General features: G+C 73.1%; 23 protein-coding genes. 14 read left to right on the top strand and 9 right to left on the bottom strand.

Annotated elements, in window-relative coordinates:
- The first annotated feature begins 40 nt into the window (after positions 1 to 40).
- Genes H0S66_RS10890 through H0S66_RS10880 form a run of 3 tightly spaced genes read left to right on the top strand, consistent with a single transcriptional unit; the run spans position 41 to position 1,875 of the window.
- On the top strand, positions 41 to 460 hold the full coding sequence (locus H0S66_RS10890) for a hypothetical protein (RefSeq protein WP_180923580.1): 420 nt from the start codon (positions 41 to 43) through the stop codon (positions 458 to 460).
- 42 nt (positions 461 to 502) lie between these two features.
- The gene (locus H0S66_RS10885) at positions 503 to 1,126 is read left to right on the top strand and encodes a hypothetical protein (RefSeq protein ID WP_179615408.1); all 624 of its coding nucleotides are present in this window, start codon (positions 503 to 505) and stop codon (positions 1,124 to 1,126) included.
- Positions 1,123 to 1,875 (top strand): phosphoglyceromutase, encoded by a 753-nt coding sequence (locus H0S66_RS10880; protein WP_179615407.1) that lies wholly within the window; start codon positions 1,123 to 1,125, stop codon positions 1,873 to 1,875. Before H0S66_RS10885 ends, H0S66_RS10880 begins: the two co-directional genes overlap by 4 nt.
- Positions 1,876 to 2,034: 159 nt before the next feature.
- Here H0S66_RS10880 and phoU read toward each other — a convergent pair whose 3' ends face one another.
- Positions 2,035 to 2,691: a phosphate signaling complex protein PhoU gene (gene phoU / locus H0S66_RS10875; RefSeq protein ID WP_179615406.1), complete on the bottom strand. Its 657-nt coding sequence runs from the start codon at positions 2,689 to 2,691 to the stop codon at positions 2,035 to 2,037.
- 133 nt (positions 2,692 to 2,824) lie between these two features.
- On the opposite strand from phoU, the gene H0S66_RS10870 reads away from it, so the two are divergent.
- From H0S66_RS10870 to H0S66_RS10860, 3 genes are all read left to right on the top strand, one after another.
- Positions 2,825 to 3,973 carry a sensor histidine kinase gene (locus H0S66_RS10870; protein ID WP_179615405.1) on the top strand — a complete coding sequence of 383 codons (1,149 nt, stop codon included), beginning with the start codon at positions 2,825 to 2,827 and terminating at the stop codon, positions 3,971 to 3,973.
- Positions 3,970 to 4,647: a response regulator transcription factor gene (locus H0S66_RS10865; protein WP_179615404.1), complete on the top strand. Its 678-nt coding sequence runs from the start codon at positions 3,970 to 3,972 to the stop codon at positions 4,645 to 4,647. Before H0S66_RS10870 ends, H0S66_RS10865 begins: the two co-directional genes overlap by 4 nt.
- 62 nt (positions 4,648 to 4,709) lie before the next feature.
- Positions 4,710 to 5,657: a DMT family transporter gene (locus H0S66_RS10860; protein WP_258016862.1), complete on the top strand. Its 948-nt coding sequence runs from the start codon at positions 4,710 to 4,712 to the stop codon at positions 5,655 to 5,657.
- 65 nt (positions 5,658 to 5,722) lie between these two features.
- On the opposite strand, the gene H0S66_RS10855 is transcribed toward H0S66_RS10860, so the two are convergent.
- The 3 genes from H0S66_RS10855 to H0S66_RS20765 all read right to left on the bottom strand — a co-directional run bounded on the left by H0S66_RS10855 (position 5,723) and on the right by H0S66_RS20765 (position 7,248).
- Positions 5,723 to 6,469, bottom strand: coding sequence for a FliA/WhiG family RNA polymerase sigma factor (locus H0S66_RS10855; RefSeq protein WP_179615403.1), 747 nt, complete (start codon positions 6,467 to 6,469; stop codon positions 5,723 to 5,725).
- Between the two features lie 74 nt (positions 6,470 to 6,543).
- Positions 6,544 to 6,780, bottom strand: a complete 237-nt coding sequence (locus H0S66_RS10850) for a hypothetical protein (RefSeq protein WP_179615402.1) — start codon at positions 6,778 to 6,780, stop codon at positions 6,544 to 6,546.
- Positions 6,781 to 6,801: 21 nt separating this feature from the next.
- Positions 6,802 to 7,248, bottom strand: a complete 447-nt coding sequence (locus H0S66_RS20765) for a type IV pilin protein (RefSeq protein WP_179615401.1) — start codon at positions 7,246 to 7,248, stop codon at positions 6,802 to 6,804.
- Between the two features lie 225 nt (positions 7,249 to 7,473).
- Between H0S66_RS20765 and H0S66_RS10840 the strand changes: the two genes are divergently transcribed.
- From H0S66_RS10840 to H0S66_RS10825, 4 genes are read left to right on the top strand one after another with little or no spacing between them, the layout of a single operon-like run.
- Positions 7,474 to 7,974 (top strand): GspH/FimT family pseudopilin, encoded by a 501-nt coding sequence (locus H0S66_RS10840; RefSeq protein ID WP_179617324.1) that lies wholly within the window; start codon positions 7,474 to 7,476, stop codon positions 7,972 to 7,974.
- Positions 7,958 to 9,760: a type IV pilus modification PilV family protein gene (locus tag H0S66_RS10835; RefSeq protein WP_179615400.1), complete on the top strand. Its 1,803-nt coding sequence runs from the start codon at positions 7,958 to 7,960 to the stop codon at positions 9,758 to 9,760. The genes H0S66_RS10840 and H0S66_RS10835 overlap by 17 nt, the downstream gene beginning before the upstream one ends.
- Positions 9,757 to 10,401: a PulJ/GspJ family protein gene (locus tag H0S66_RS10830; protein WP_179615399.1), complete on the top strand. Its 645-nt coding sequence runs from the start codon at positions 9,757 to 9,759 to the stop codon at positions 10,399 to 10,401. The genes H0S66_RS10835 and H0S66_RS10830 overlap by 4 nt, the downstream gene beginning before the upstream one ends.
- Entirely contained in the window at positions 10,398 to 11,777 is a 1,380-nt protein-coding gene (locus H0S66_RS10825) for a pilus assembly PilX N-terminal domain-containing protein (protein WP_179615398.1), read from the top strand. Before H0S66_RS10830 ends, H0S66_RS10825 begins: the two co-directional genes overlap by 4 nt.
- A 117-nt stretch (positions 11,778 to 11,894) precedes the next feature.
- Here H0S66_RS10825 and H0S66_RS10820 read toward each other — a convergent pair whose 3' ends face one another.
- The 5 genes from H0S66_RS10820 to H0S66_RS10800 all read right to left on the bottom strand — a co-directional run bounded on the left by H0S66_RS10820 (position 11,895) and on the right by H0S66_RS10800 (position 17,879).
- Positions 11,895 to 13,109, bottom strand: a complete 1,215-nt coding sequence (locus tag H0S66_RS10820) for a type II secretion system F family protein (protein ID WP_179615397.1) — start codon at positions 13,107 to 13,109, stop codon at positions 11,895 to 11,897.
- A gap of 25 nt (positions 13,110 to 13,134) precedes the next feature.
- Positions 13,135 to 14,331: a type IV pilus twitching motility protein PilT gene (locus tag H0S66_RS10815; RefSeq protein ID WP_219633557.1), complete on the bottom strand. Its 1,197-nt coding sequence runs from the start codon at positions 14,329 to 14,331 to the stop codon at positions 13,135 to 13,137.
- Entirely contained in the window at positions 14,318 to 16,060 is a 1,743-nt protein-coding gene (locus H0S66_RS10810) for a GspE/PulE family protein (protein ID WP_258016861.1), read from the bottom strand. Before H0S66_RS10810 ends, H0S66_RS10815 begins: the two co-directional genes overlap by 14 nt.
- A gap of 146 nt (positions 16,061 to 16,206) precedes the next feature.
- Positions 16,207 to 16,695 carry an RsiG family protein gene (locus tag H0S66_RS10805; RefSeq protein WP_179615396.1) on the bottom strand — a complete coding sequence of 163 codons (489 nt, stop codon included), beginning with the start codon at positions 16,693 to 16,695 and terminating at the stop codon, positions 16,207 to 16,209.
- The gene (locus tag H0S66_RS10800; protein ID WP_179615395.1) at positions 16,692 to 17,879 is read right to left on the bottom strand and encodes a type IV pilus twitching motility protein PilT; all 1,188 of its coding nucleotides are present in this window, start codon (positions 17,877 to 17,879) and stop codon (positions 16,692 to 16,694) included. The genes H0S66_RS10805 and H0S66_RS10800 overlap by 4 nt, the downstream gene beginning before the upstream one ends.
- Before the next feature lie 205 nt (positions 17,880 to 18,084).
- Here H0S66_RS10800 and pilM point away from each other — a divergent pair, with 205 nt between their 5' ends.
- Genes pilM through H0S66_RS10780 form a run of 4 tightly spaced genes read left to right on the top strand, consistent with a single transcriptional unit; the run spans position 18,085 to position 20,540 of the window.
- Positions 18,085 to 18,723 carry a type IV pilus biogenesis protein PilM gene (pilM, locus tag H0S66_RS10795; RefSeq protein ID WP_180923578.1) on the top strand — a complete coding sequence of 213 codons (639 nt, stop codon included), beginning with the start codon at positions 18,085 to 18,087 and terminating at the stop codon, positions 18,721 to 18,723.
- A complete protein-coding gene (locus tag H0S66_RS10790; RefSeq protein ID WP_180923576.1) occupies positions 18,675 to 19,124 on the top strand; it encodes a type IV pilus biogenesis protein PilM in 450 nt (149 codons plus the stop codon). Before pilM ends, H0S66_RS10790 begins: the two co-directional genes overlap by 49 nt.
- Positions 19,084 to 19,872: a PilN domain-containing protein gene (locus H0S66_RS10785; protein ID WP_179615393.1), complete on the top strand. Its 789-nt coding sequence runs from the start codon at positions 19,084 to 19,086 to the stop codon at positions 19,870 to 19,872. Before H0S66_RS10790 ends, H0S66_RS10785 begins: the two co-directional genes overlap by 41 nt.
- A complete protein-coding gene (locus H0S66_RS10780) occupies positions 19,869 to 20,540 on the top strand; it encodes a hypothetical protein (RefSeq protein WP_179615392.1) in 672 nt (223 codons plus the stop codon). Before H0S66_RS10785 ends, H0S66_RS10780 begins: the two co-directional genes overlap by 4 nt.

Genomic DNA, 20,540 nt, shown 5'->3' with positions numbered 1-20,540 from the left:
CACGGCGTGGTTCGCACTGGCCTGCGGGCTGCTGGCCCTGGTGCCGCTCTCGGTCGCGCACGGCCCCACGGCCGGCCTGATCTACCTCGGCTCGGTGGCGATCGGGCTGCTGGGCAACCTGACCCTGCGCACCGGGGTGCTGTCCTTCGTGCCCTGGGCCGCGGCGTTCGCGACGTACCCCGCCTTCCTGTCGTACGGCGGCTGGGGCGGCGTCGGCACCGACGAGGCCCCGCAGCCGGCGATGGTGCTGCTCGCGGCGCTGCTGGGCGTCGGGGTGCACCTGCTCACCGCGCTGTGGGGGCTGGTCGCCGACCACGAGGACGGCTGGACCTACCTGCCGCTGCGGCTGGGTCTGCGGCTGGGCGCGGCACGGCTGCTGGCGCTCACGGCGCTCTACCTGGGCCTGGTCACGGTCGCGATCGGCTTCGTGGGCACCACCAGCGGGTTGGGCACCGGCTGACGCTAGGCTGGCCCGCAGCCGGACCCACGACGAACCGAAGGCATGAGACCCACGATGCTGATCCGCCGCAAGCTCGCGCTGACCACCAGCGCGGTCGCGCTCGCTCTCCCGCTCTCCTCCTGCGGTTTCGACTACGCCACCGACCGGCCCTACACGCCGGCCGCGGGCGCCAACGAGCGCGACGCCGAGGTCGACGTGCTGGGCGCGGCGATCGTGGCCAGCCGCGACGGCGCCGGCACCTTCATCGGCGGGCTGGCCAACAACTCCGCCACCGACGTCATCACCTTCACCGGTCTGTCCGGCGAGAACGGCGAGCAGGTCAGCGCCGAGGTCGAGCCCCGCCCGATCGACCCGCTGGGCTTCGAGAACCTCTCCGAGGAGGACAACGGCTTCGCCGTGACCGGCGACTTCGCCGCCGGCGACTACCTGGCGGTGCGCCTGAGCTTCGACAACGGCGAGTCGGTGCAGATCGACGTCCCCGTCGTCACGAACTGCGGCATCTTCGAGGGCTTCGACTTCGCCAGCGACGACGGTGACGGCGGCGGGACCTACGACTGCGAGCCGCTGGAGTCGGTGCGCGACTACGGGCCCGGCGAGGAGGGCCTCGAGGGCGACGAGCTCGAGCCCGAGGGCGGCGCCGAGTCGGAGCCGGAGAACACCCAGTGAGCGCCCCGACCAGCACCCTGGTCCTGCTGCGCCACGGCGAGAGCGACTGGAACGCCAAGAACCTCTTCACCGGCTGGGTCGACGTGGCCCTGACCGAGAAGGGCGAGGGCGAGGCCCGCCGCGGCGGTGAGCTGATGCGCGAGGCCGGCATCCTCCCCGACGTCGTGCACACCTCGCTGCTGCGCCGCGCGATCTCCACCACCGGGCTGGCCCTCGACGCCTGCGACCGGCACTGGATCCCCGTGCACCGCTCCTGGCGCCTCAACGAGCGCCACTACGGCGCGCTGCAGGGCAAGAACAAGAAGCAGACCCTCGAGCAGTACGGCGAGGAGCAGTTCATGCAGTGGCGCCGCTCCTTCGACGTGCCGCCGCCCCCGATCGACGACGCCGACGAGTTCTCCCAGGCCGGCGACCCGCGCTACGCCGACCTCGGCGACGACATGCCGCGCACCGAGTGCCTCAAGGACGTCATCGAGCGCTTCCTGCCCTACTGGGAGTCGGCGGTCGTGCCCGACCTGCGCGCCGGCAAGGTCACCCTGGTCGCCGCGCACGGCAACAGCCTGCGCGCGCTGGTCAAGCACCTCGACGGCATCGGCGACGACGAGATCGCCGGGCTCAACATCCCCACCGGCATGCCGCTGGTCTACGAGCTCGACGCCGACCTGTCCCCCACCGTCCCCGGTGGGCGCTACCTCGACCCCGACGCCGCCGAGGCGGCCGCCGCGGCCGTGGCCTCGCAGGGTCGCTGACCCGGCCCAAATCTCGCGCCGAGCCGGCTCATACTTCGCGCCGAGCCGGCTCGAGCTGACCAGAGCCGACCCGGCTCAACCCGGACCAACACCGCCCCGACCCGTTCGTACGGGTCGGGGCGGTGTGCGTCGGGGGTGGCCGGGTGGCTCTCGGGTCGCTCAGACCTCGCCGCGGTGCGGCTTCTCGCCGGTGACCACGAAGACGACGCGGTTGGCGATCGAGACGGCGTGGTCGGCGATGCGCTCGTAGTAGCGGCCGAGCAGGGCGACGTCGACCGCCGCCTCGACACCGTGGGCCCAGTCGTCGCCGAGCAGCTGGGTGAAGCTGTGGCGGCGCAGCTGGTCCATCACCTCGTCGTCGCGGCCCAGCTCGATGGCCGCCGACACGTCGCGGTGGCGGATGATCTGGCCGACGCGGCGCACCATGTCCTCGGCGGTCTCGGCCATCTTGGTCATGGTCTCGTTGATGCCCTCGGGCACCGCCACGTTGGGCACCCGCAGGCGGGCGATCTTGGCGACGTGCACCGACAGGTCGCCCATCCGCTCGAGCTCGGTGACCATCCGCAGCGCCGCGATGATCACGCGCAGGTCGCCGGCGACCGGCTGCTGCAGGCTGAGCAGCTGGAAGGCCGACTCCTCGACCCGCTCCCGCGCCTGGTCGATCTCGGCGTCGTCGGTGATCACCTGCTCGGCGACCGCGGCGTCGCCGCTCAACAGGGCCTCGGTGGCTCGTCGCACGGCGACCTCGACCTGGCCGCAGATGGCGGTCAGGTCGTCGAAGACGGCGTCGAGCTGCTCATGGAAGACGTCACGCATGAGGAAGAGACTAGGCACTGCGGCCGACCTGCGGGGTGTCCGGTGGTCGTCGGGCGGTGAACGGGCGGTGAACGTTGCGAAGCAGGGGCCGGATCGGCAGGTCCCGGGTGCGAGACTGCGTACGATCCTGCACGTGGACCCGACGCTGCAGGCATTCATCGCTGCCGTCGTGGGGGCGTTCGTCGCCGGCGTGGCCGTGCTGGCCTGGCACGTCAGCGACCGCCAGCAGCACACCGTGCCTCCCGCGCCCGAGCCGGTGCTGCCCTACGGGATCGCCTCGGTGCTCTCGGTGCTGCGCAGCTCGGCGGTCGTGGTCGACGCGGGCGACGTGGTGCTCAAGGCCAGCGCCCCGGCGTACGCGCTCGGGCTGGTGCGCGGCTCGCGCCTGGTCTCCGAGGCGCTCGCCGAGCAGGTGCACCTGGTGCGCCGCGACGGGCAGATCCGTGAGACCGAGATCCTGATGACCCGCCCGGGCGCCCCCGCGCGCCACGTCACCGCCCGGGTCGCGCCGCTCGGCTCGCGCCTGGTGCTGGCCCTGGTCGAGGACCGCACCCGCGAGCGGCGGGTCGAGGAGGTGCGCCGCGACTTCGTCGCCAACGTCTCCCACGAGCTCAAGACCCCCGTGGGCGCGATCCGACTGCTGGCCGAGGCGATGGTCGACGCCGCCGACGACCCCGAGGCGGTCAAGCGGTTCGCCGCCCGGATGGGCACCGAGAGCGACCGGCTCTCCAAGCTGGTCCAGCAGATCATCGAGCTGTCGCGGCTGCAGGCCGACGACCCGCTCGACGCGCCCGTGGCGGTGCACCTCGACGAGGTGATCCGCTCCGCGGTCGACGCCTCGGCGATCGACGCCGGCGCCAAGCGGATCTCGGTCGCGATCGGCGGCACCGAGGACGTGCAGGTCTTCGGCAACGAGAAGCAGGTGACCGCCGCGGTCTCCAACCTGGTCTCCAACGCCGTCTCCTACTCCGACCCCGACTCGACGGTGCTGGTCACGACCCGCGTCGACGACGGGTCGGTCGACATCTCGGTGGTCGACCAGGGCATCGGCATCCCCGCCGACGAGCTGGACCGCATCTTCGAGCGCTTCTACCGCGTCGACCCCGCCCGCCACCGCTCCACCGGCGGCACCGGGCTCGGCCTGTCCATCGTCAAGCACGTCGCCGCCACCCATGGCGGCGAGGTCCGGGTCTGGTCGGCGGAGGGGCAGGGGTCTACGTTCACCCTGACCCTGCCCCAGCACTTCGGGTCCGAGAGGAAAGAGCAGGAGGACAGCCCGTGACACGGGTACTGGTCGTCGAGGACGAAGAGAGCTACAGCGACGCGTTGGCGTACATGCTGCGCAAGGAGGGCTTCGAGGTCGCCATCGCCGCCGACGGCAACGCCGCGCTGGTGGAGTTCGACCGCAACGGGGCCGACATCGTGCTGCTGGACCTCATGCTGCCCGGCATCCCCGGCACCGAGGTGTGCCGCACCATCCGGCAGACCTCCAGCGTGCCGGTCATCATGGTCAGCGCCAAGGACGACGAGGTCGACAAGGTGGTGGGCCTCGAGCTCGGCGCCGACGACTACGTCACCAAGCCCTACTCCCCGCGCGAGCTGGTCGCGCGCATCCGCGCGGTGCTGCGCCGCGGCGCCGAGCCGGAGGCGGCCCCGGCCACCCTCGAGGCCGGCCCGGTGCGCATGGACGTCGAGCGGCACGTGGTGACCGTCGACGGCCACGAGCAGCGGCTGCCGCTCAAGGAGTTCGAGCTCCTCGAGATGTTCCTGCGCAACCCCGGGCGGGTCCTGACCCGCGGCCAGCTGATCGACCGGGTCTGGGGCTCCGACTACGTCGGCGACACCAAGACCCTCGACGTGCACGTCAAGCGGCTGCGCGCCAAGCTCGAGCCCGACCCGGGCGAGCCGAAGTACCTCGTCACCGTGCGCGGGCTGGGCTACAAGCTCGACCTGTGAGCGCGGCCGTCACGACCGATTCCCGCGTGACCCGGCGTCATGGGTCACCGTAGGCTTCGGTCGTGACGACGACCCGCACCGAGCGCCCCGCGCCCGGCACTCCCCCGGCCTCCACCCCGACGTCCTGGCTGCCGCTGGCGGCCGTGGCGGTGACGCTGGTGCTGTGGGCCTCGGCGTTCGTGGCGATCCGGCACCTGGGCGCCGACTTCTCCGCCGGCCCGCTGAGCCTGGGCCGGCTGCTGGTGGGCGCGCTGTGCCTGGGCGTGGTGGCGACCGCGACGAAGGGCGTGCCCCGCCCGACGCGGCGGGAGTGGGTCTCGCTCGCCGCGATCGGGGTGCTGTGGTTCGGCGTCTACAACGTCGCGCTCAACGAGGGCGAGCAGCGCGTCGACGCCGGCACGGCCGCGATGCTGATCCAGCTCTCGCCGGTGCTGGTGGCGGTGCTGGCCGCGGTGTTCCTCGACGAGCGGTTCACCGCCTGGCTCGGCCTGGGGCTCGCGCTGGCCTTCGGCGGTGTCGCGCTGATCGGGCTCTCGACGTCGCAGAGCCAGGGCCGCGACCTGCTCGGGGTCTTCCTGGTGCTGCTCGCCGCGGTGGTCTACGCCGTCAGCCTGATCCTGCAGAAGCCGCTGATGGCCCGTCTGGCCGCTGTGCACGTGACCTGGCTGGCCTGCACGATCGGTGCGGTCGTGTGCCTGCCGTTCCTGCCCACGCTCATCGAGGAGGTGCAGGTCGCGCCGACCTCGTCGGTGCTGTGGGTGGTCTACCTCGGCATCTTCCCGACCGCGATCGCCTTCACCACCTACGCCTACGCCCTGACCCACATGGACGCCGGCAGCCTCAGCGTCACCACCTACCTGGTCCCGCCGATCACGATCGTGCTCGGCTGGGCGCTGCTGGGCGAGACCCCGCCGGGCGCGGCGTACGTCGGCGGGGTGCTGGCGCTGCTGGGCGTGGCGCTCGCGCGGCGCCGCCCGCGGCGCGTCGAGCACCCGCCCGCCCCGGCCTGAGCGACCCGCCACGATCCTGACGACCCGCACCTCCCCGCGGCGTGCCGCGGTGAGGATCGTCAGGATCAGCGGTCGAGCAGGGCGGTCGCGAGCTCGGCGCGCAGCGCCTTGGTCGTCCGGCTGCGCAGCTGGCTGACCCGCGACTCGGTGACGCCGAGGACCTGGCCGACCTCGGCGAGGGTGAAGCCCTCGAAGTAGTAGAGCGCCACCACGACCTGGTCGCGCTCGGGCAGCCGGCGCACAGCGCCCATCAGCAGCTCGCGGGTGCCCTCGTCCTCGAAGGCGTCCTCGAGCCCGCCACCGGCGTCGCCGATCTCGGCGAGCTCGTCGTCGTCGGCACTGGTCATCGTGGTCGGGCGCTCGAGCACCTCGCGCAGCTCGGTCGGGCTCAGCCCGGTCGCCTCCGCGAGCTCGGCGGGCTCGGGCTCGCGGCCCAGTCGCAGTCGCAGCTCGCCCTGCGCCTGCTCGACCTGGCGCAGCTTGGTGCGCACGCTGCGCGGCACCCAGTCGGCGGCGCGGATCGAGTCGATGATCGCACCGCGGATGCGCGGCACCGCATAGGTCTGGAACTCCCAGCCGCGGTCGGGCTCGAACTTCTCGATCGCGTCCATCAGCCCGATGACGCCCTCGGAGACCAGGTCGGCCGACTCGACGCTGGCCGGGAGGGTGGCCCGGACGCGGCCGGCGACGTATTTCACCAGCGGCGAGTACTGCAGCACCAGCCGGTTGCGCAGCTCGTCGCCGCCCTCGCGCTTGTACGCCGCCCACAGCGCAGCCGTGCCCGCGCGCGCGTCATCGATGTCGGTCCCCATGGTCGGGACGTGACTCTGCCCCACGTGCCCGTCGCCGAGGCAACGGACACGCGGGGAGGGTGCGTGCGGCGGTGTCATCGGTCGAGGAACGCGAGCTCGGCCAGGAGGTCGACCCCACGCGGGAGGCGCAGCACGACAGGCTCGACCGGCTCCTGCTCGTGGACAGGCTCGCCAAGCGGAGAAGGAACGACCGCGACCCGCGGCCGCTCGACCTGGCTGGGGGCCGGGTCGAGCAGCGCGCGGGTCAGGTGCTCGAGCGTGCGCGTCAGACCGTCCTCAGAGACGTGCAGATCAGTCTGCTCGATGAACATGCCGAATACTCGCGACCTCGCTCAGGCGTTCGACACGTCAGTGAAGTCGGCATCCAGCAAGCCGGTGCAGGCACCCGACTGGGCGTCACTCAAGCCGCCGTCATCCGATGCGTAGTAGAAGTCCTTGCTGCCGCCGGCGTTGGTGCCCTTGAGGCAGTACGCTTTCCCACCTGCTGCGATTGCAACACCGATAACGTTGCCCTTCGTCGGCGTGAAGCCTGCCGTCTTCAGCTCCGCCGGGTCCACGCTGTAAGCGCGGGCATCGACGTAGTGAGTCTCCTGCGTGGTGGCGAGGGCCTTTAGATCCGACTGAATTCCCGAGTCCACAGCCTTCTCGCGCTGGTTCAGGAACACCGGGATGGCGATGGCGGCCAAGATGCCGATGATGACGACGACCACGAGGAGCTCGATGAGCGTGAAGCCCTGGTCCTTCTTGGTCTCGGGGGTGGTGGAGGGAGCAGTGCGCATGGTCGTTCGTTCTCCTTGTGAGGGGATCGGGAGGGTCACCGGTCCCCGGAGCCAGACACAGGCCAGACGCAGGGAGCGGCGTGGTGTTGCACCGAGGTCGTCGGAGCCGGCCGAGCACCGCTTGAGCCCGGCCTAGACCACCAGCCCAGGCACTCAAGCGGAGGCCCTGACGAGCCGACATCCCCCTCGCGACACGTCCACCCGCCGGACCCGACCAGGAGCGTCATGCCGCCGAGCCCGCTGAGCGCCGAGCGCCGCCGCGGCGACGCGGGCTACACGATGATCGAGCTCATCGTGGTGATCGCGATCGCGGGGACCCTGATGGCCGCGGCGGTCAGCGGCTGGCGGGCCTGGAGCATGGCCGCAGCCCACGACGGGGCGGCCACCGAGCTGCAGGGGGTGCTGCGCCAGGCCCAGCAACGGGCCGTCACCGAGGGCAGCTCGACCTGTGTGCTGTTCTCGACCGACGCTGACACCTGGTCGGTCTACCGTGGCACCTGCACCAGCGAGACGAAGAGCCTCCTCGAGGGGCCCGACGAGCTCGGCGAACGGCTGAGCTTCGCCGCCCCGGTCTTCGCCGCTGGAGCCACCGAGACGTCGCCAGGCGTCACCTTCACCCCCCGGGGCACCGCGACCCCGGGCAGCGTTCAGGTCCGGCGCGACGGGTCGACGACGGTCCGCACGATCCGCGTGGAGAGGCTCACCGGCCGTGTCTCGACCAGCTGAGTGGCGCGGATCGGCGCCCGACGGCTCCGATGGCGGCTTCACCCTCGTCGAGGTGATCGTCGCGATCGGCATCGTGATGACGCTGCTGGTCGCCGTGCTGCCCCAGCTGATCGGCGGCATCAAGGCGACCGACCTGGCCCGCAGCAGCTCGCAGGCCAAGGGCCTGGCCACCTCCGAGCTGGAGCGGATGCGCAACCTGCCCTTCCAGGTCGAGCCCAACGCCGGCAACTTCGTAGACCTCTTCGACCGCTACTTCCACGACCTCACCCCGGCCGTCGCGCCGCAGTGCACCGCTGGCGACCAGCACGTGCCGCCTGGCCTGGCGAGCACCGGGTACGTCGACGCGGACGCAGGCCGTTGCGACTGGGAGCCCGACGGTGCCTTCTACCGCGTCGTCCGCACCACCACGGGGCCGCACCCCGACCCGGACCTGGAGGGCTTCGTGGTGGTCACCGCCACCCAGTTCCTCGACGCGCAGACACCGCCGGGCTGGAAGGAGCCGCGGCCCGGTTACGACACCGAGACGACCGGCTCCGACGTACCGGCCAGCTCCCAGGTGGGGGTCACGGTCACGGTGCTGCGCGACCGTCCGAGCGACCGGTCACCGGTCACGACGTACACGCAGATCGCCCGCAGCTACCAGACCCGGACCCAGGTCCGGGCCACCGCCGACGCCACCGCGCTCGAGGTCGGGGTCAAGCTCCCCGGCCCGACCGACACCGACGGCAACGCGGTCTCGGCCACCGGGGCACTGCTGCACCTCGACGCCTCGCTGGTCGCCAGCAGCCGGGTGGACCTGGCGGGCGCAGGACTGACCGCCTCGGCCGGCACCGGCGAGAACGCCGGCACGACCAGGGCGACCGGCACTGCGCCCCCGGACACTGCGCTCACCTGGAGCTCCTCCACGTCCAACGACCTCATCGGGACGGACTGCGTCGTGGTCTGCTGGGGCGGCGGCGAGACCTCGGGCACGTGGACACCGGCCACGGCCGACGGCCTCCCTGGCATCGGCACCCCCACCGCGCCCGTAGGCGTCGCGCTCAAGACACCCAGCGCAGGGGCGGGGTTCGCACTACGTGTCGGCATGGGCGACAGCCCCGACTATCTGCCCGGCCTCGGCGTCACCAACCCCCTCGTGCGCATGCGCGACGGCGACGTCACCAGCGGCATGACCGGGTGCCAACCCAGCCTGGACAACGGCAGCCTTCGCCTGCACAGCGCCGGCTGGGCGCACACCACCGACCACCGCACCGGCGGAGGCGCCGATGCGTGCGCGGCCACGCACTCGGCCGAGGTCTCAGTGCTTCCGCTCGCGAACGGGGGCCCCCGGGTGACGGTGCAGCTCCGCTCCGCCTACGCCCGCTGCCAGGTCACCGGGCCCGGGCACGTCGCCAACCCGCCGTCGTACGGGTTCACCGCCGACGTGAAGGTGTACGGCCCGGCCAGCACGACGACCCCGGTGCTCAGCCGCACCCTCACCTCGTCCACCAGCAGCGACACGCTGCCGGACCCGGCCACCGTCATGGTCGGCGACCGCCCCCTGTCCACCTGGATCGACTCGTGGTCGGCAGCGAGCCCGGGCGCCGGCATCACCACCGTGGTCGGCGACGGGGTGGTGCGGGTCGACATCCCCTCGGTGGTGAGCATCCTGACCCAGCCGCTGCGGCAGCGGCGCGACGCGACCGGCACGCTCGTCGTCCAGGACGACGCGCCGGTCCCCGACCCGCAGTCGGCGCTGTCGGTGACCGTGGGCTCGGTGTCCTGCTCCGCTGAGGACCACCGGTGAGCGCGGGCCGCCCGCGCGACGCGGGCTTCAGCCTGGTCGAGATGCTCGTCGGCATGGCGCTGTTCGCGGTGCTGGGCACGCTCCTGCTGGGCTTCGCGATCGGCACCACCGGCGTGGCCGACGACGTGCGTGCCGACAGCAACACGAGCGGCGAGGCACGCCTGGCCGTGGAGCGGATGACCAGGGAGCTGCGGCAGGCCAGCGAGATCCGGTCCGTCACCATCGACGACGAAGGCAGGGTGCTGGCCTTCACCCTGGGCATCGACTTCGACGGCCAGGGCGGGGTCGAGGCCAACGCCGCGGACGACCCCGAGGTCCTCACCTACACCTGGCGTCCCGAGGAGCGGTCATTGGTGCTCTCGGGCGGCGGCGACTCCGCCGACGTGCTTGCCGGCGGTGTGGTGAAGGCCGACCTGCGGCTGCGCAGCAGCCAATGGATCCACGACACGAACGGCGACGGCACCACCACCTGGCAGGAGATCGACGACTCCTCGGTCAGCACCAGCGACGACCAGCTGGACGCGGCGGAGCTCGCGCTCATCGATCTCGTCTCCGTCGAGCTGGAGGTGCAGGACGGCGACACGACACGACAGTTCGTCGTGCAGGCCGACATGCGCAACCGGGACGGAGGCCCCGCGTGAGACACCCCGAGAAGGTGCCCCGGGACCAGGGTGCGGCCCTGGTCCTGACACTCTTCGCCACCACCCTGGTGATGATCGTCGGCACCACGATCTTGAGCATCACGGTCAACGACCTGCGTTCGGCCCGTCTGTCCCGCGACAGCGCCGCGGCCCTGGACTCGGCCGAGGCTGGCGTCGCCCAGCTCGCCGCGCACGTGCGCACGTACGGCATCTCCTCCCTGGGGTGCGGCCCCACGGAGTGCACCGGGTACGCCGCCGAGGCGGCCCCGGTCTCGGTCGCCCTGGAGGGTGGGCGGCGCTACGAGATCTGGGTCGAGCCGGTCGCCCCACTGCCGACGCACAATCCCGGCGTCTACCTCGTGCACTCCACCGGGCGCGCCGGCGACGGCGTGCGCGAGCTCGAGGTCGAGATCACCGTCGGAACCCAGCCGATCGGACTACCGCTGGCCATCTTCGCGCGCAGCGTCGACGGCGGTGGCGACGCGACGGTGACCCGCGAGTCGATCATCAGCACCGGCTGCGTCTTCTCCCGGCGACAGATCAAGACCGAGGGGGTCGACGTCGCCTTCGGCATCGATGCCGCGGTCCACTCCGCGCAGTACGTGTCCACCTCCAACGGCAACAACCGCTCCTGCGGCCCCACCAGCGGCGCGGTGCACAGGAACGGCGCGTGCAACACCGAGTTCCCCTGGGACCAGTCGGTGCAGGGCGGCTCACTGGCAGGCAGGGCCGGCTGCGCCCCGGCGCACGCCGTGGAGGCCTACTACGGCACCAAGGAGTACGACGGCGACGCCGATCCCGATGTGGTCGGCTCCAAGGTCAAGAACGAGGCGTCGCTGCGCCGGCTCTTCGGGATCCCCGACCAGCCGTTCACGGACGCCCAGCTGGACAACCTTCGTGCAATGGCCGAGGAGACCGGCACGTACTTCGACAGAGCCGGCTACACCCCCAGCGAAATTCCTGCTCGCTCCGACGACCAGCCGCACCTCGTCGTGTTCTTCGACCTGGAGGGCCGTCCGGCCAATGAGAGACTCGTGGACCTGAAGGACGTCAACGGCTGGGCCCGCCCTGCGTCCCCCGCCTGCCCGGAGCAGTCCCTGCTCGTCGTCGTGGTCGGAGGCGACGTTCGGCTCAACGGCAACCAGGCCATGGTCGCCAACATCGTGCTCACCTCGCCGGCCCCCTACGGGCACGTCTTCAAGGCCAACGGCACCGCGGACCTGATCGGCACCATCTACGCCGACAGCGTCGACCTCACCGGCACCGTCGACATCTCGCTCGACGACTGCTTCCTGCAGAATCTCTCCCCCGGCCTCATCGACACCACCCTGGTGACCAGCGACTACCGCGAGGTCGACCGCACCGACCGACCTTGAGCCGCCGCCGGCGCGGAGGCACTGGCCGCACCGCGGGACGTCATACATCCCTTCGGCTCGATGACGTCCTGCCGGTATGACGTCCCGCCGGCGCCCTCGAGGTGGGGCCCGCGGCCGCTACTCGATCAGGTCGAAGATCGAGAACATCGGCAGGTAGAGCGCCATGATCATGCCGCCGACGACGACGCCGAGGAAGGCGATCATCAACGGCTCGATCAGCGAGGTCAGGGCGTCGGTGGTGGCCTCGACCTCCTCGTCGTAGAACTGCGAGATGCGGCGCAGCATCGCGTCGACGGCGCCGGCCTCCTCGCCGGAGGCGATCATCTGCACCGTCATCGACGGGAAGACGTCGTGGCGGGCCAGCGGGCCGGCGATCGACTCGCCCTGCGCCACCGACTGGCGGACGTCGTGCAGGGCGCGCGCGATCACCACCGAGCCGGAGGTGTCGGCGACGATGTCGAGCGAGGACAGCACCGGCACACCGGCGCCGAGGAGGGTCGAGAGGTTCCGGGAGAACCGCGCCAGGGCGATCTTGGTGAAGAGCGACCCGAAGACCGGCAGCTTGAGCTTGAGCGGGTCGACCACCTCGCGCACCCGGTCGTCCTGGCCGTGCCGGCGCCACCAGAAGAGCCCGGCGGCGACGACGACGCCCAACGCCGGAAGGGCGTACTTCATCGCCCCCGACAGCGCGACCAGCACGCGGGTGGGGGCCGGCAGCTGGCCACCGAGGTCGGCGAACATCGACTCGAAGATCGGCACGATGAAGATCAGCATGCCGATGCACATCACGATCGCCATCGCGAAGACCACCACGGGGTAGGTCATCGCCGACTTCACCTTGGCGCGCAGCTTGACGTCGGCCTCGAAGGTCTCGGCCACCTGGCGCAGCGCGCCGTCGAGGAAGCCGCCGGTCTCGCCGGCGCGGGTCATGTGGATCATGAACGGCGGGAAGACCTCCTTCTGGGCGGCGAAGGCCGACGAGAGGCTGTGCCCCGCCTCGACGTCCTGGCGCACCAGGCCCAGCACCCGCCGCAGCTCGGTGTTCTCGACCTGGTCACCCAGGATCGTCAGGGCCCGCAGCAGGCTCAGCCCGGCGTCGACCATGGTGGCCAGCTGGCGGGCGGCCACGGCGAGGTCCTTGGTCTTGACCCTGGCCCGGCCGATGGTGATCTCGGCCTGCAGCCCGGTGCCGCTCTGGCGCACCTCGAGCGGCACGTAGCCCATCGCCAACAGCTTCTCGGCCACCGCGTTCTCGGAGTCGGCCTTGACCTTGCCCTGCCGGAAGCGCCCGGTGGTGTCGCGGACCTTGTAGGTGTACTGGCTGGTGCTCAACGCGGGGCCTCCAGGGCGGGGTGGGTCAGGACCAGCCGGCGTGCTGGGCGGCCGCCGGCGCGGCACCCGGGGTCGCCGGGGCCTGGGTGGGGGTGGAGCGGCGGGTCGCCGACCCGATGAGGGCGAGCAGGTCCTCGCGCTCGGCGCAGTACTCGAGGGCGGTCTCCCGGCTGATCCGACCGGCCTTCACGTGGGCGGCGAGGTGGGAGTCGAGGGTCTGCATGCCGTCCTTGACCCCCGACTGCAGCGCGCCGGGGATCTGCTGGAGCTTGCCGTCGCGGATCATCGCGCGGACGCCGGGTGTGCAGACCATGATCTCGGCGGCGACCACCCGGCCCGCGGCATCGGCGGTCGGCACCAGGCTCTGGCACACCACGGCCTGCAGGGTCGCGGCCAGCTGGGTGCGCACCTGCTGCTGCTGGCCGGAGGGGAAGACGTCGACGATGCGCGAGACGGTGTCCTGCGCGGACTGGGTGTGCAGCGTGGCCAGCACCAGGTGGCCGGTCTCGGCGGCGGTCAGCGCCACCGAGATCGTCTCGAGGTCGCGCAGCTCGCCGACCAGGATGACGTCGGGGTCCTGGCGCAGCACGTGCTTGAGGGCGGTTCGGAAGTCGCGGGTGTCGTCGCCGACCTCACGCTGGTTGACCAGGCAGCCGCGGTGCGGGTGCAGGAACTCGATCGGGTCCTCGACGGTCATGATGTGCCCGCGCCGGGTCCGGTTGACCTGGTCGATGACCGAGGCCAGCGTCGTCGACTTGCCCGACCCGGTCGGCCCGGTCACCAGCACCAGCCCGCGGCGCAGTCCCGCGAACGTCTCGACGACCGGCGGCATGCCCAGGTCGGCCAACGGCGTGATCTCCCAGGGGATCAGCCGCATCACCGCCCCGAGCCTCTCGCGCTGCCAGAAGACGTTGACGCGGAAGCGCGCGAGCCCCGGCACCGAGTAGGCCAGGTCGAGCTCGCGGGTCTCCTCGAGCACCTGCCGCTGCCGCTCCGTCAGCACCGCGTAGAGCGCCTCCTGCAACGGGCGGGCCTCCAGCGCGGGGTAACCCGGCACGGGAGTCATCTCGCCGCGCACCCGCACCGTGGGCGGGGCGTCGACGGTCAGGTGCAGGTCGGAGCCCCCGGTCTCGGTGACGTGGCGCAGCAGGCCGTCGAGGTCGAGCAGCTCGGTCGCGCCGGGCGCCGCGGGGGCGGCGTACGACGTCTCACCCCACGACACGCAGGACCTCCTCGATCGCGGTGCGACCCTCGAGCACCTTCAACCAACCGTCGTCGCGCAACGTCGTCATCCCCTGCTCCCGGGCCGTGCGGCCCACCTCGTCGGTCGCGGCCCGGCGCACGGTGAGCCGTTCGAGCTCCTCGCTGACCGGCATCACCTCGTGCAACGCCATCCGGCCCCGGTAGCCGGTCTGCGCGCAGGTCGAGCAGCCCCGGGGTCGGTGGATCGACTGCCCCGCCGCCAGCGGCGGGAAGCCGAGCGCGGCGACCTCCTCGGGGTCGGGCACGTACTGCTCCTTGCAGCGCCCGCACAGCGAGCGGCACAGCCGCTGGGCGACCACCGCGTCGAGCGCGGAGGCCACCAGGAACGGCTCGATGCCCATCTCCACCAGCCGGGTCACCGCCGATGGCGCGTCGTTGGTGTGCAGCGTCGAGAGCACCAGGTGGCCGGTCAGCGCGGCCTCGACGGCGATGTTGGCGGTCTCGTGGTCGCGGATCTCGCCGATCAGCACGATGTCGGGGTCGGAGCGCAGGATCGAGCGCAGCGCCCGGGCGAAGGTCAGACCCGCCTTGGGATTGGTCTGCACCTGGTTGATGCCCGGCAGCCGGTACTCCACGGGGTCCTCGACCGTGATCACGTTGACGTGCGGCTGGTTGAGGATGTTGAGGGTGGCGTAGAGCGTCGTGGACTTGCCCGACCCGGTCGGCCCGGTCACCAGGATCATCCCGTAGGGCTTGGTGTAGGACCACTCGAAGCGGTCGAAGTTGTGGGCGCTGAAGCCCAGGTCGGACAGGCCGAGGCGGGTGTTGGAGTTGTCGAGGACCCGGGCCACGACCTTCTCCCCCCACACCGTCGGCAGGGTCGCGACCCGCAGGTCCATCGTCTGGCCCAGGTGGGTGACGCTGAGCCGGCCGTCCTGGGGCACCCGGCGCTCGGCGATGTCCATCTCGGCCATGATCTTGAGCCGTGACACCACGCCCGCTGTGATGCTGCGCGGGGCCCGGTGCGCGTCGCGCAGCACCCCGTCGATGCGGTAGCGCACCCGCAGGTCGTGCTCGGTCGGCTCGAGGTGGATGTCGGAGGCCCGGTCGGCGATCGCCTGGCTGATCAGCAGGTTGACGAAGCGCACCACCGGCGCGTCCTCGTGCACCTCGGTGAGGCTGTCGAGGTCCTCGTCGTGCTCGGCCTCGGTCGACAGGCCGACGGTCAGGTCGGCGAGCTCGCCCTCGGCGCGGTAGACCTGGTTGAGCCGGTGCCGGATCTCGCCGCGCGAGGCCAGCGAGAAGCGCACCCGCTGACCGGTGAGCCGGGCGACGTCGTCCTGGAGCGACAGGTCGAGGACCGCGCGCAACGGCGCCGCGACGACCAGCAGGCCGCCCTCCCAGCCGACGGGCAGCACGCTGGCGCGGTGCGCGAAGTCGGCCGGCAGCAGCGCGGTCGCGGCCGGGTCGAGCGCCAGGTCGCTGAGCTCGAGGTAGGGCACCCCGGACGCCTGCGCCCCCCACTGCATCAGCTCGGCGGCCTCGATCGCACCGGTCTCGACCAGCGCCTCGAGCAGCGACCCGCCGGGCCCGGCGACCGCCTCGGCCCGCGCCACCTGCGCCTCGCTCACCCGCCCGTCGGCCAGGAGGCCCGGCACGACGAGGCCGCGGTCCGGTGCGCCTGTCGTGCCGGTCGTCGTGCCGGGCGTCGCGCCGGGCGTCGAGCCGGTCTGGGCCAGGTCCGTCACCGCACCGCTCCTCGAGGGTCCACTAACCGGCGCTCACCGGCTCGTCAGGAGTCTCGGCACCGCGCCGGGCGACCTTGAGGGTCGCGGCCCTCCGGCATCCCCGGCAGCCCCGGCACTCGCGGCACCAGCCGGGGCCTCGCGGGCCCTCAGGCCAGGACGGAGAGCGCGAGCGTCGGCTCCGCGCGGTAGCGGTCCACCAGCTCGGCCGTCGCGGCGTCGAGCCGGTCGAAGAGCGCGCGCCGGTAGCCGGTCAGGGTGGCCTCGGCCTCGGCGAGCCGGGCCAGCGCCGCGTCGACCTCGGCGTCGCCGGCGGGCACCGCCCACACCTCGGCGAGGTCCGGGAGGTCGGGCAGCGGCTCCTGGGCGCGCACCCGCAGCAGGGCCGAGCGGGTGGCCCCGGAGCCGGTGTCGCCCAACGCCCGCACCAGCTGCTCGAGCCCGAGCGACCCTCCGGCGCCCCGGCCGGTGCCGAGCAGGTCGGTGCGCGCGTGGACGAGGCGCCGCCAGTACGACACCCGCTCCTCCTCGGCCTGAAGCCGGCTGCGGTAGGCGCGCAGCTCGTGGAGCGCCAGGGCGGTCAGGTCGACGGCGGGGTCCACGGCGGGGTCCACGGCGGGGTCGGGGGTGGTGGTCACTGCTGCGGCTCCAGTGCTCGTCGGCGTCCCGGCGCCGGCTCGGACTCCGCGGGCACCGTCGCGGGCCGCTGGCCCGCGTGCCCCGAGCGCCGCAGCATCACGCCGAAGTCGTGCGGGTTGGTGGCGGCCATCGTGCCAGTGCGCACGTCGATGGTGCCGTCGAGGACCAGGCGCAGCAGGTGCTGGTCGAAGGACTGCATGCCCGAGTAGCCGCCGTCGGCCAGCACGTCGGGGATCGAGTGGGTGCGCTCGGGGTCGGCGACGGCCTCGGCGAACCGCGCGTCGCGCACCCCGATCTCGAGCACGCACACCCGGCCGCTGCCGTCGGCGCGCGGCACCAGCCGCTGGCACACGACGCCCTCGAGACTGGCCCCGAGCGCCGCCCGCACCCGGCCCTGCTCGTGCGGCGGGAAGAACTCGACGAGCCGCAGCACCGTCTCCTTCGCATCGGTCGTGTGCATCGAGGCCAGCACCGCGTGACCGGTCTCGGCGGCCGACAGCGCCGCGCGCACGGTCTCGGCGTCGCGCAGCTCGCCGATCAGGATGGTGTCGGGGTCCTGGCGCATCGCCGCCCGCAGCGCCCCCGCCCAGTCGCGGGTGTCGCTGCCCAGCTCGCGCTGCGTCACGGTGGCGGCCCGATCGGCGTGCAGCACCTCGATCGGGTCCTCCAGGGTCAGGATGTGCACCGGCCGCGCGGCGTTCAGCGCGTCGACCATCGCCGCCAGCGTGGTCGACTTGCCCGACCCGGTCGGGCCGGTGACCAGCACCAGGCCCCGGGGTCGCAGCGCCAGGTGGCGCACCACGTCCGGCAGCCCGAGCTCCTCCAGCGGCACCGGGTGGTCGCTGATCAGCCGCAGCACCGCCCCGTCGGCGCCCCGGGCGCGGAACACGTTGACCCGGAACCGGGCCACCCCCGGCACGGCCAGCGCGAAGTCGGCCTCCAGGTCGCGCTCGAACCCGGCCCGCACCGCGTCGGTCATGCACCCGCGCAGCGCGAGCGACAGCGCGGCGGCGTCGTACGCCTCGTCGCCGATCGACTCGAGCAGGCCCCCGCGTCGCATCCGCGGCACCGCCCCCGCGCGCAGGTGCAGGTCGGAGGCACCGGCGGTGACGACCGCCTCCAGCAGGGCGCGCAGCCGCGGGTCGACGCGCGGCTGGTCGCCGTCGTGCCAGGTGTCGCCCACCGGGTCTCCTCTCGTGGTCGGTCGAGCCACCGGGGTTGTCGGCACCCGGCGGGCCGACCTGTAGCGGTGGTCCGGACCGGCCGGTCGGCGGTCAAGTCCGCCCTCGGCGCGGCCGATGACACCGGGGAGCGCGGACCACCCCGCGCCGCTCCCCGAGGAGGTCCCATGCCCCGCACCGTCGTCGGCTCGACATCGGCCGCACGCCGTGCGCGCCGTCGAGCTGCGCCGCGGCCGCCGTCCCGTCGTACGCCGGCACGGCCGGGTGCCGCTGCCGGTGGGTGCCGTGGAGGCCGGCCTGGTGGTCGACCCGGCCGCGGTGACCGCCGCGCTGCGCCAGCTGTGGCGCGAGGAGAGGATCGCGTCCCGCTCGGTGCGGCTGGGGGTGGGCAGCGGGTCGGTGCTGGTGCGCCCGCTGGAGCTGGACTGGATGCCGCCGGCCGACCTGCGCCGGGCGCTGCGCTACCAGGTGGCCGACGTGCTGCCGGTCGCGGTCGACGACGCCAACCTCGACCACGTGCTCCTCGGCGAGGACGAGCAGGTCGACCCCACGACCGGGGCGGTACGCCGGGTGGTGCGGATCCTGCTGGTGGCCACCGCCCGTGGAGCCGTCGACGAGATGGTGCGCTGCGTGCAGGCCGCCGGGCTTCGCCCGGTCGCCGCCGACCTGGCGCCGCTGGCCCTGGTGCGCGCGGCGGTCGCCGCGCAGGACGCGCCGACCGGTCCCGAGCACGCCTCGACGCAGGCCGTGGTCGACATCGGCGCCGACACCGTCTCGGTGGCGGTGCACACCGGCGCGTGCCGCACTTCGTGCGGGTCTCCCCCGGCGTCGGCGGCGACGCACTGACCCGGGCCCTGGCCGAGGAGACCGGGCTGGACTGGCCGGCCGCCGAGCTGCGCAAGCGCGGCGGCCCGGAGCGGGAGGGCACCAGCGCCGCTCCGGACCCCGTGCTGGACGAGGCCACGCAGCGGCTGCTCACCGAGGTGCGCACCACGCTCGACTTCCACGCCGCCACCGACCCTGCGCACGTGCCGATCAGCGCCGTGCTCAGCGGCGGCGCCGGGCACCAGCACGGCTTCCTGGAGCGGGCCTCCGGCGTGCTGGGTCTGCCGGTGGGCCGGCTCGACCTCGGCGCGCACCTCGGGCTCCCGGGCGACGACGGCTACGACCTCGCGCTGCCGGCGGCCTGTGCCTGGGGCGCAGCGCATGAGCACCGCACGCACCGGGGGCCGTCGGTCCGTCCGTGACACCGCCGTCACCGGGCCGGGTCCGGCGACGGTCGACCTGCTCTCCCCCTGGGTCCACGACCGGTTGCGGGTGCACCGCTGGCGCCGCCGGCTGGGCGTGGCCGGTCTCGCGCTGGTGCTGCTGACGGGCGGCGCGTGGACCTTCCAACGTCTCGCGCTGGCCGGCGCCGAGGCCGACCTGCGCGGCGAGGAGGCGGTCGGCGCCCAGCTCGGCCGCGAGATCGCGGCGCTGGCGCCCGTCCAGGCCTACGTCGGGGGCGTGTCGCGCCGGGTGGGCACGGTGCAGGAGGCGATGGCCACCGACGTCGACCTCGCGAGGGTCCTGGTCGAGCTCGACGGGGCCCTCCCGCCCGGCGCCGGCCTGGAGTCGGTGACGGTCGACCTGCCCGGCCGCAGGCCCGACGCGGGCCGGGTGGTGGCCGCCGACGGCAGCGTCGCCGACCCGACCCGTGGCCTGGAGGCCGCGGCCTGCCCCGGCCCCGACCCGTTCGCGACGCTCGTGGTCGTGGGCTGCCTCAACCTCACCGGCACCGCCACCGACCGCGAGAGCGTCGGCGCTCTCGTCGCCGCCCTCGACGAGAGCGCGTGGTTCGACGAGCCCTTCGTCACCACCACGACCACCAGCGAGGGCGCCCCCATCACCTTCAGCGGCTCGGTCGCCCTGGCCGTGAAGGTGTTCAGCAAGCGCTACGACGACCTGGGCGCCCGCCTGGGCACCCTCGAGCCCGCCGAAGGAGCCACCCCGTGAGCCTCCGCTCCCCCTCCGCCACCCTCGTCCTGGGCTCGCTGACGCTGCTGCTGCTCGCCGCGGCGGGCTGGTTGCTGCTGCTGGGCCCGCTCACCGAGGACGTCGGGAACGCCCGGCGGGCCACCGACGACGCCGTCGAGCGGAACCGGGTGCTGGCCGCTGACCTGGCCGACCTGGAGTCGCGGGCCGAGGACCTCGGCTCCACCAGGAAGGCCGCCGAGGTGCTCGACCGCCTGGTGCCGGCCACCGCCGACCAACCGGGGTTCTTCGCCCTCGTCGACGAGGCAGCGACGCAGGCGGGCTACGCAGCCCGTGACATCACCACCCTCAGCCCCAGCGCGCCCGTGCCGGTCGCGGTGGGCCCCGACGCCCCGGCGCCCGTCGCCGCGCCGCAAGCGGGCGACCCGGCGACGCAGCAGCCCGACGCGGCCGCACCGGTCGCGGAGTACGCGGTGCAGACGGTCTCGATGACCCTGACCGGCAGCTACGAGCAGGCCACCCGGCTGCTGGACCGGCTCGGTGGGCTGGACCGGGCGGTGCTGGTCCGCTCCATCTCGCTGTCGGGCGAGGCGGGGTCCCCTACGCTCACCCTGACCCTGTCGGGAACCACCTTCGTGGCGCCGCCGGTGCCCGAGCCCGACACGCGGATCACGAGCCGGTCGGGATGA

It is taken from the genome of Nocardioides marinisabuli, from assembly GCF_013466785.1.
Classification (GTDB): Bacteria; Actinomycetota; Actinomycetes; order Propionibacteriales; family Nocardioidaceae; genus Nocardioides; species Nocardioides marinisabuli.
The sequence above is the reverse complement of the archived record's forward strand: the minus strand, read 5'-3'. Positions and strand labels throughout refer to the sequence as shown.

Excerpts from the sequence above, each read along its gene's own strand:
- H0S66_RS10885 (WP_179615408.1), top strand. The coding sequence starts at position 503 with ATGAGACCCACGATGCTGATCCGCCGCAAGCTCGCGCTGACCACCAGC.
- phoU (WP_179615406.1), bottom strand. The coding sequence starts at position 2,691 with ATGCGTGACGTCTTCCATGAGCAGCTCGACGCCGTCTTCGACGACCTG.
- H0S66_RS10855 (WP_179615403.1), bottom strand. The coding sequence starts at position 6,469 with ATGGGGACCGACATCGATGACGCGCGCGCGGGCACGGCTGCGCTGTGG.
- H0S66_RS10850 (WP_179615402.1), bottom strand. The coding sequence starts at position 6,780 with ATGTTCATCGAGCAGACTGATCTGCACGTCTCTGAGGACGGTCTGACG.
- H0S66_RS20765 (WP_179615401.1), bottom strand. The coding sequence starts at position 7,248 with ATGCGCACTGCTCCCTCCACCACCCCCGAGACCAAGAAGGACCAGGGC.
- H0S66_RS10840 (WP_179617324.1), top strand. The coding sequence starts at position 7,474 with ATGCCGCCGAGCCCGCTGAGCGCCGAGCGCCGCCGCGGCGACGCGGGC.
- H0S66_RS10785 (WP_179615393.1), top strand. The coding sequence starts at position 19,084 with ATGAGCACCGCACGCACCGGGGGCCGTCGGTCCGTCCGTGACACCGCC.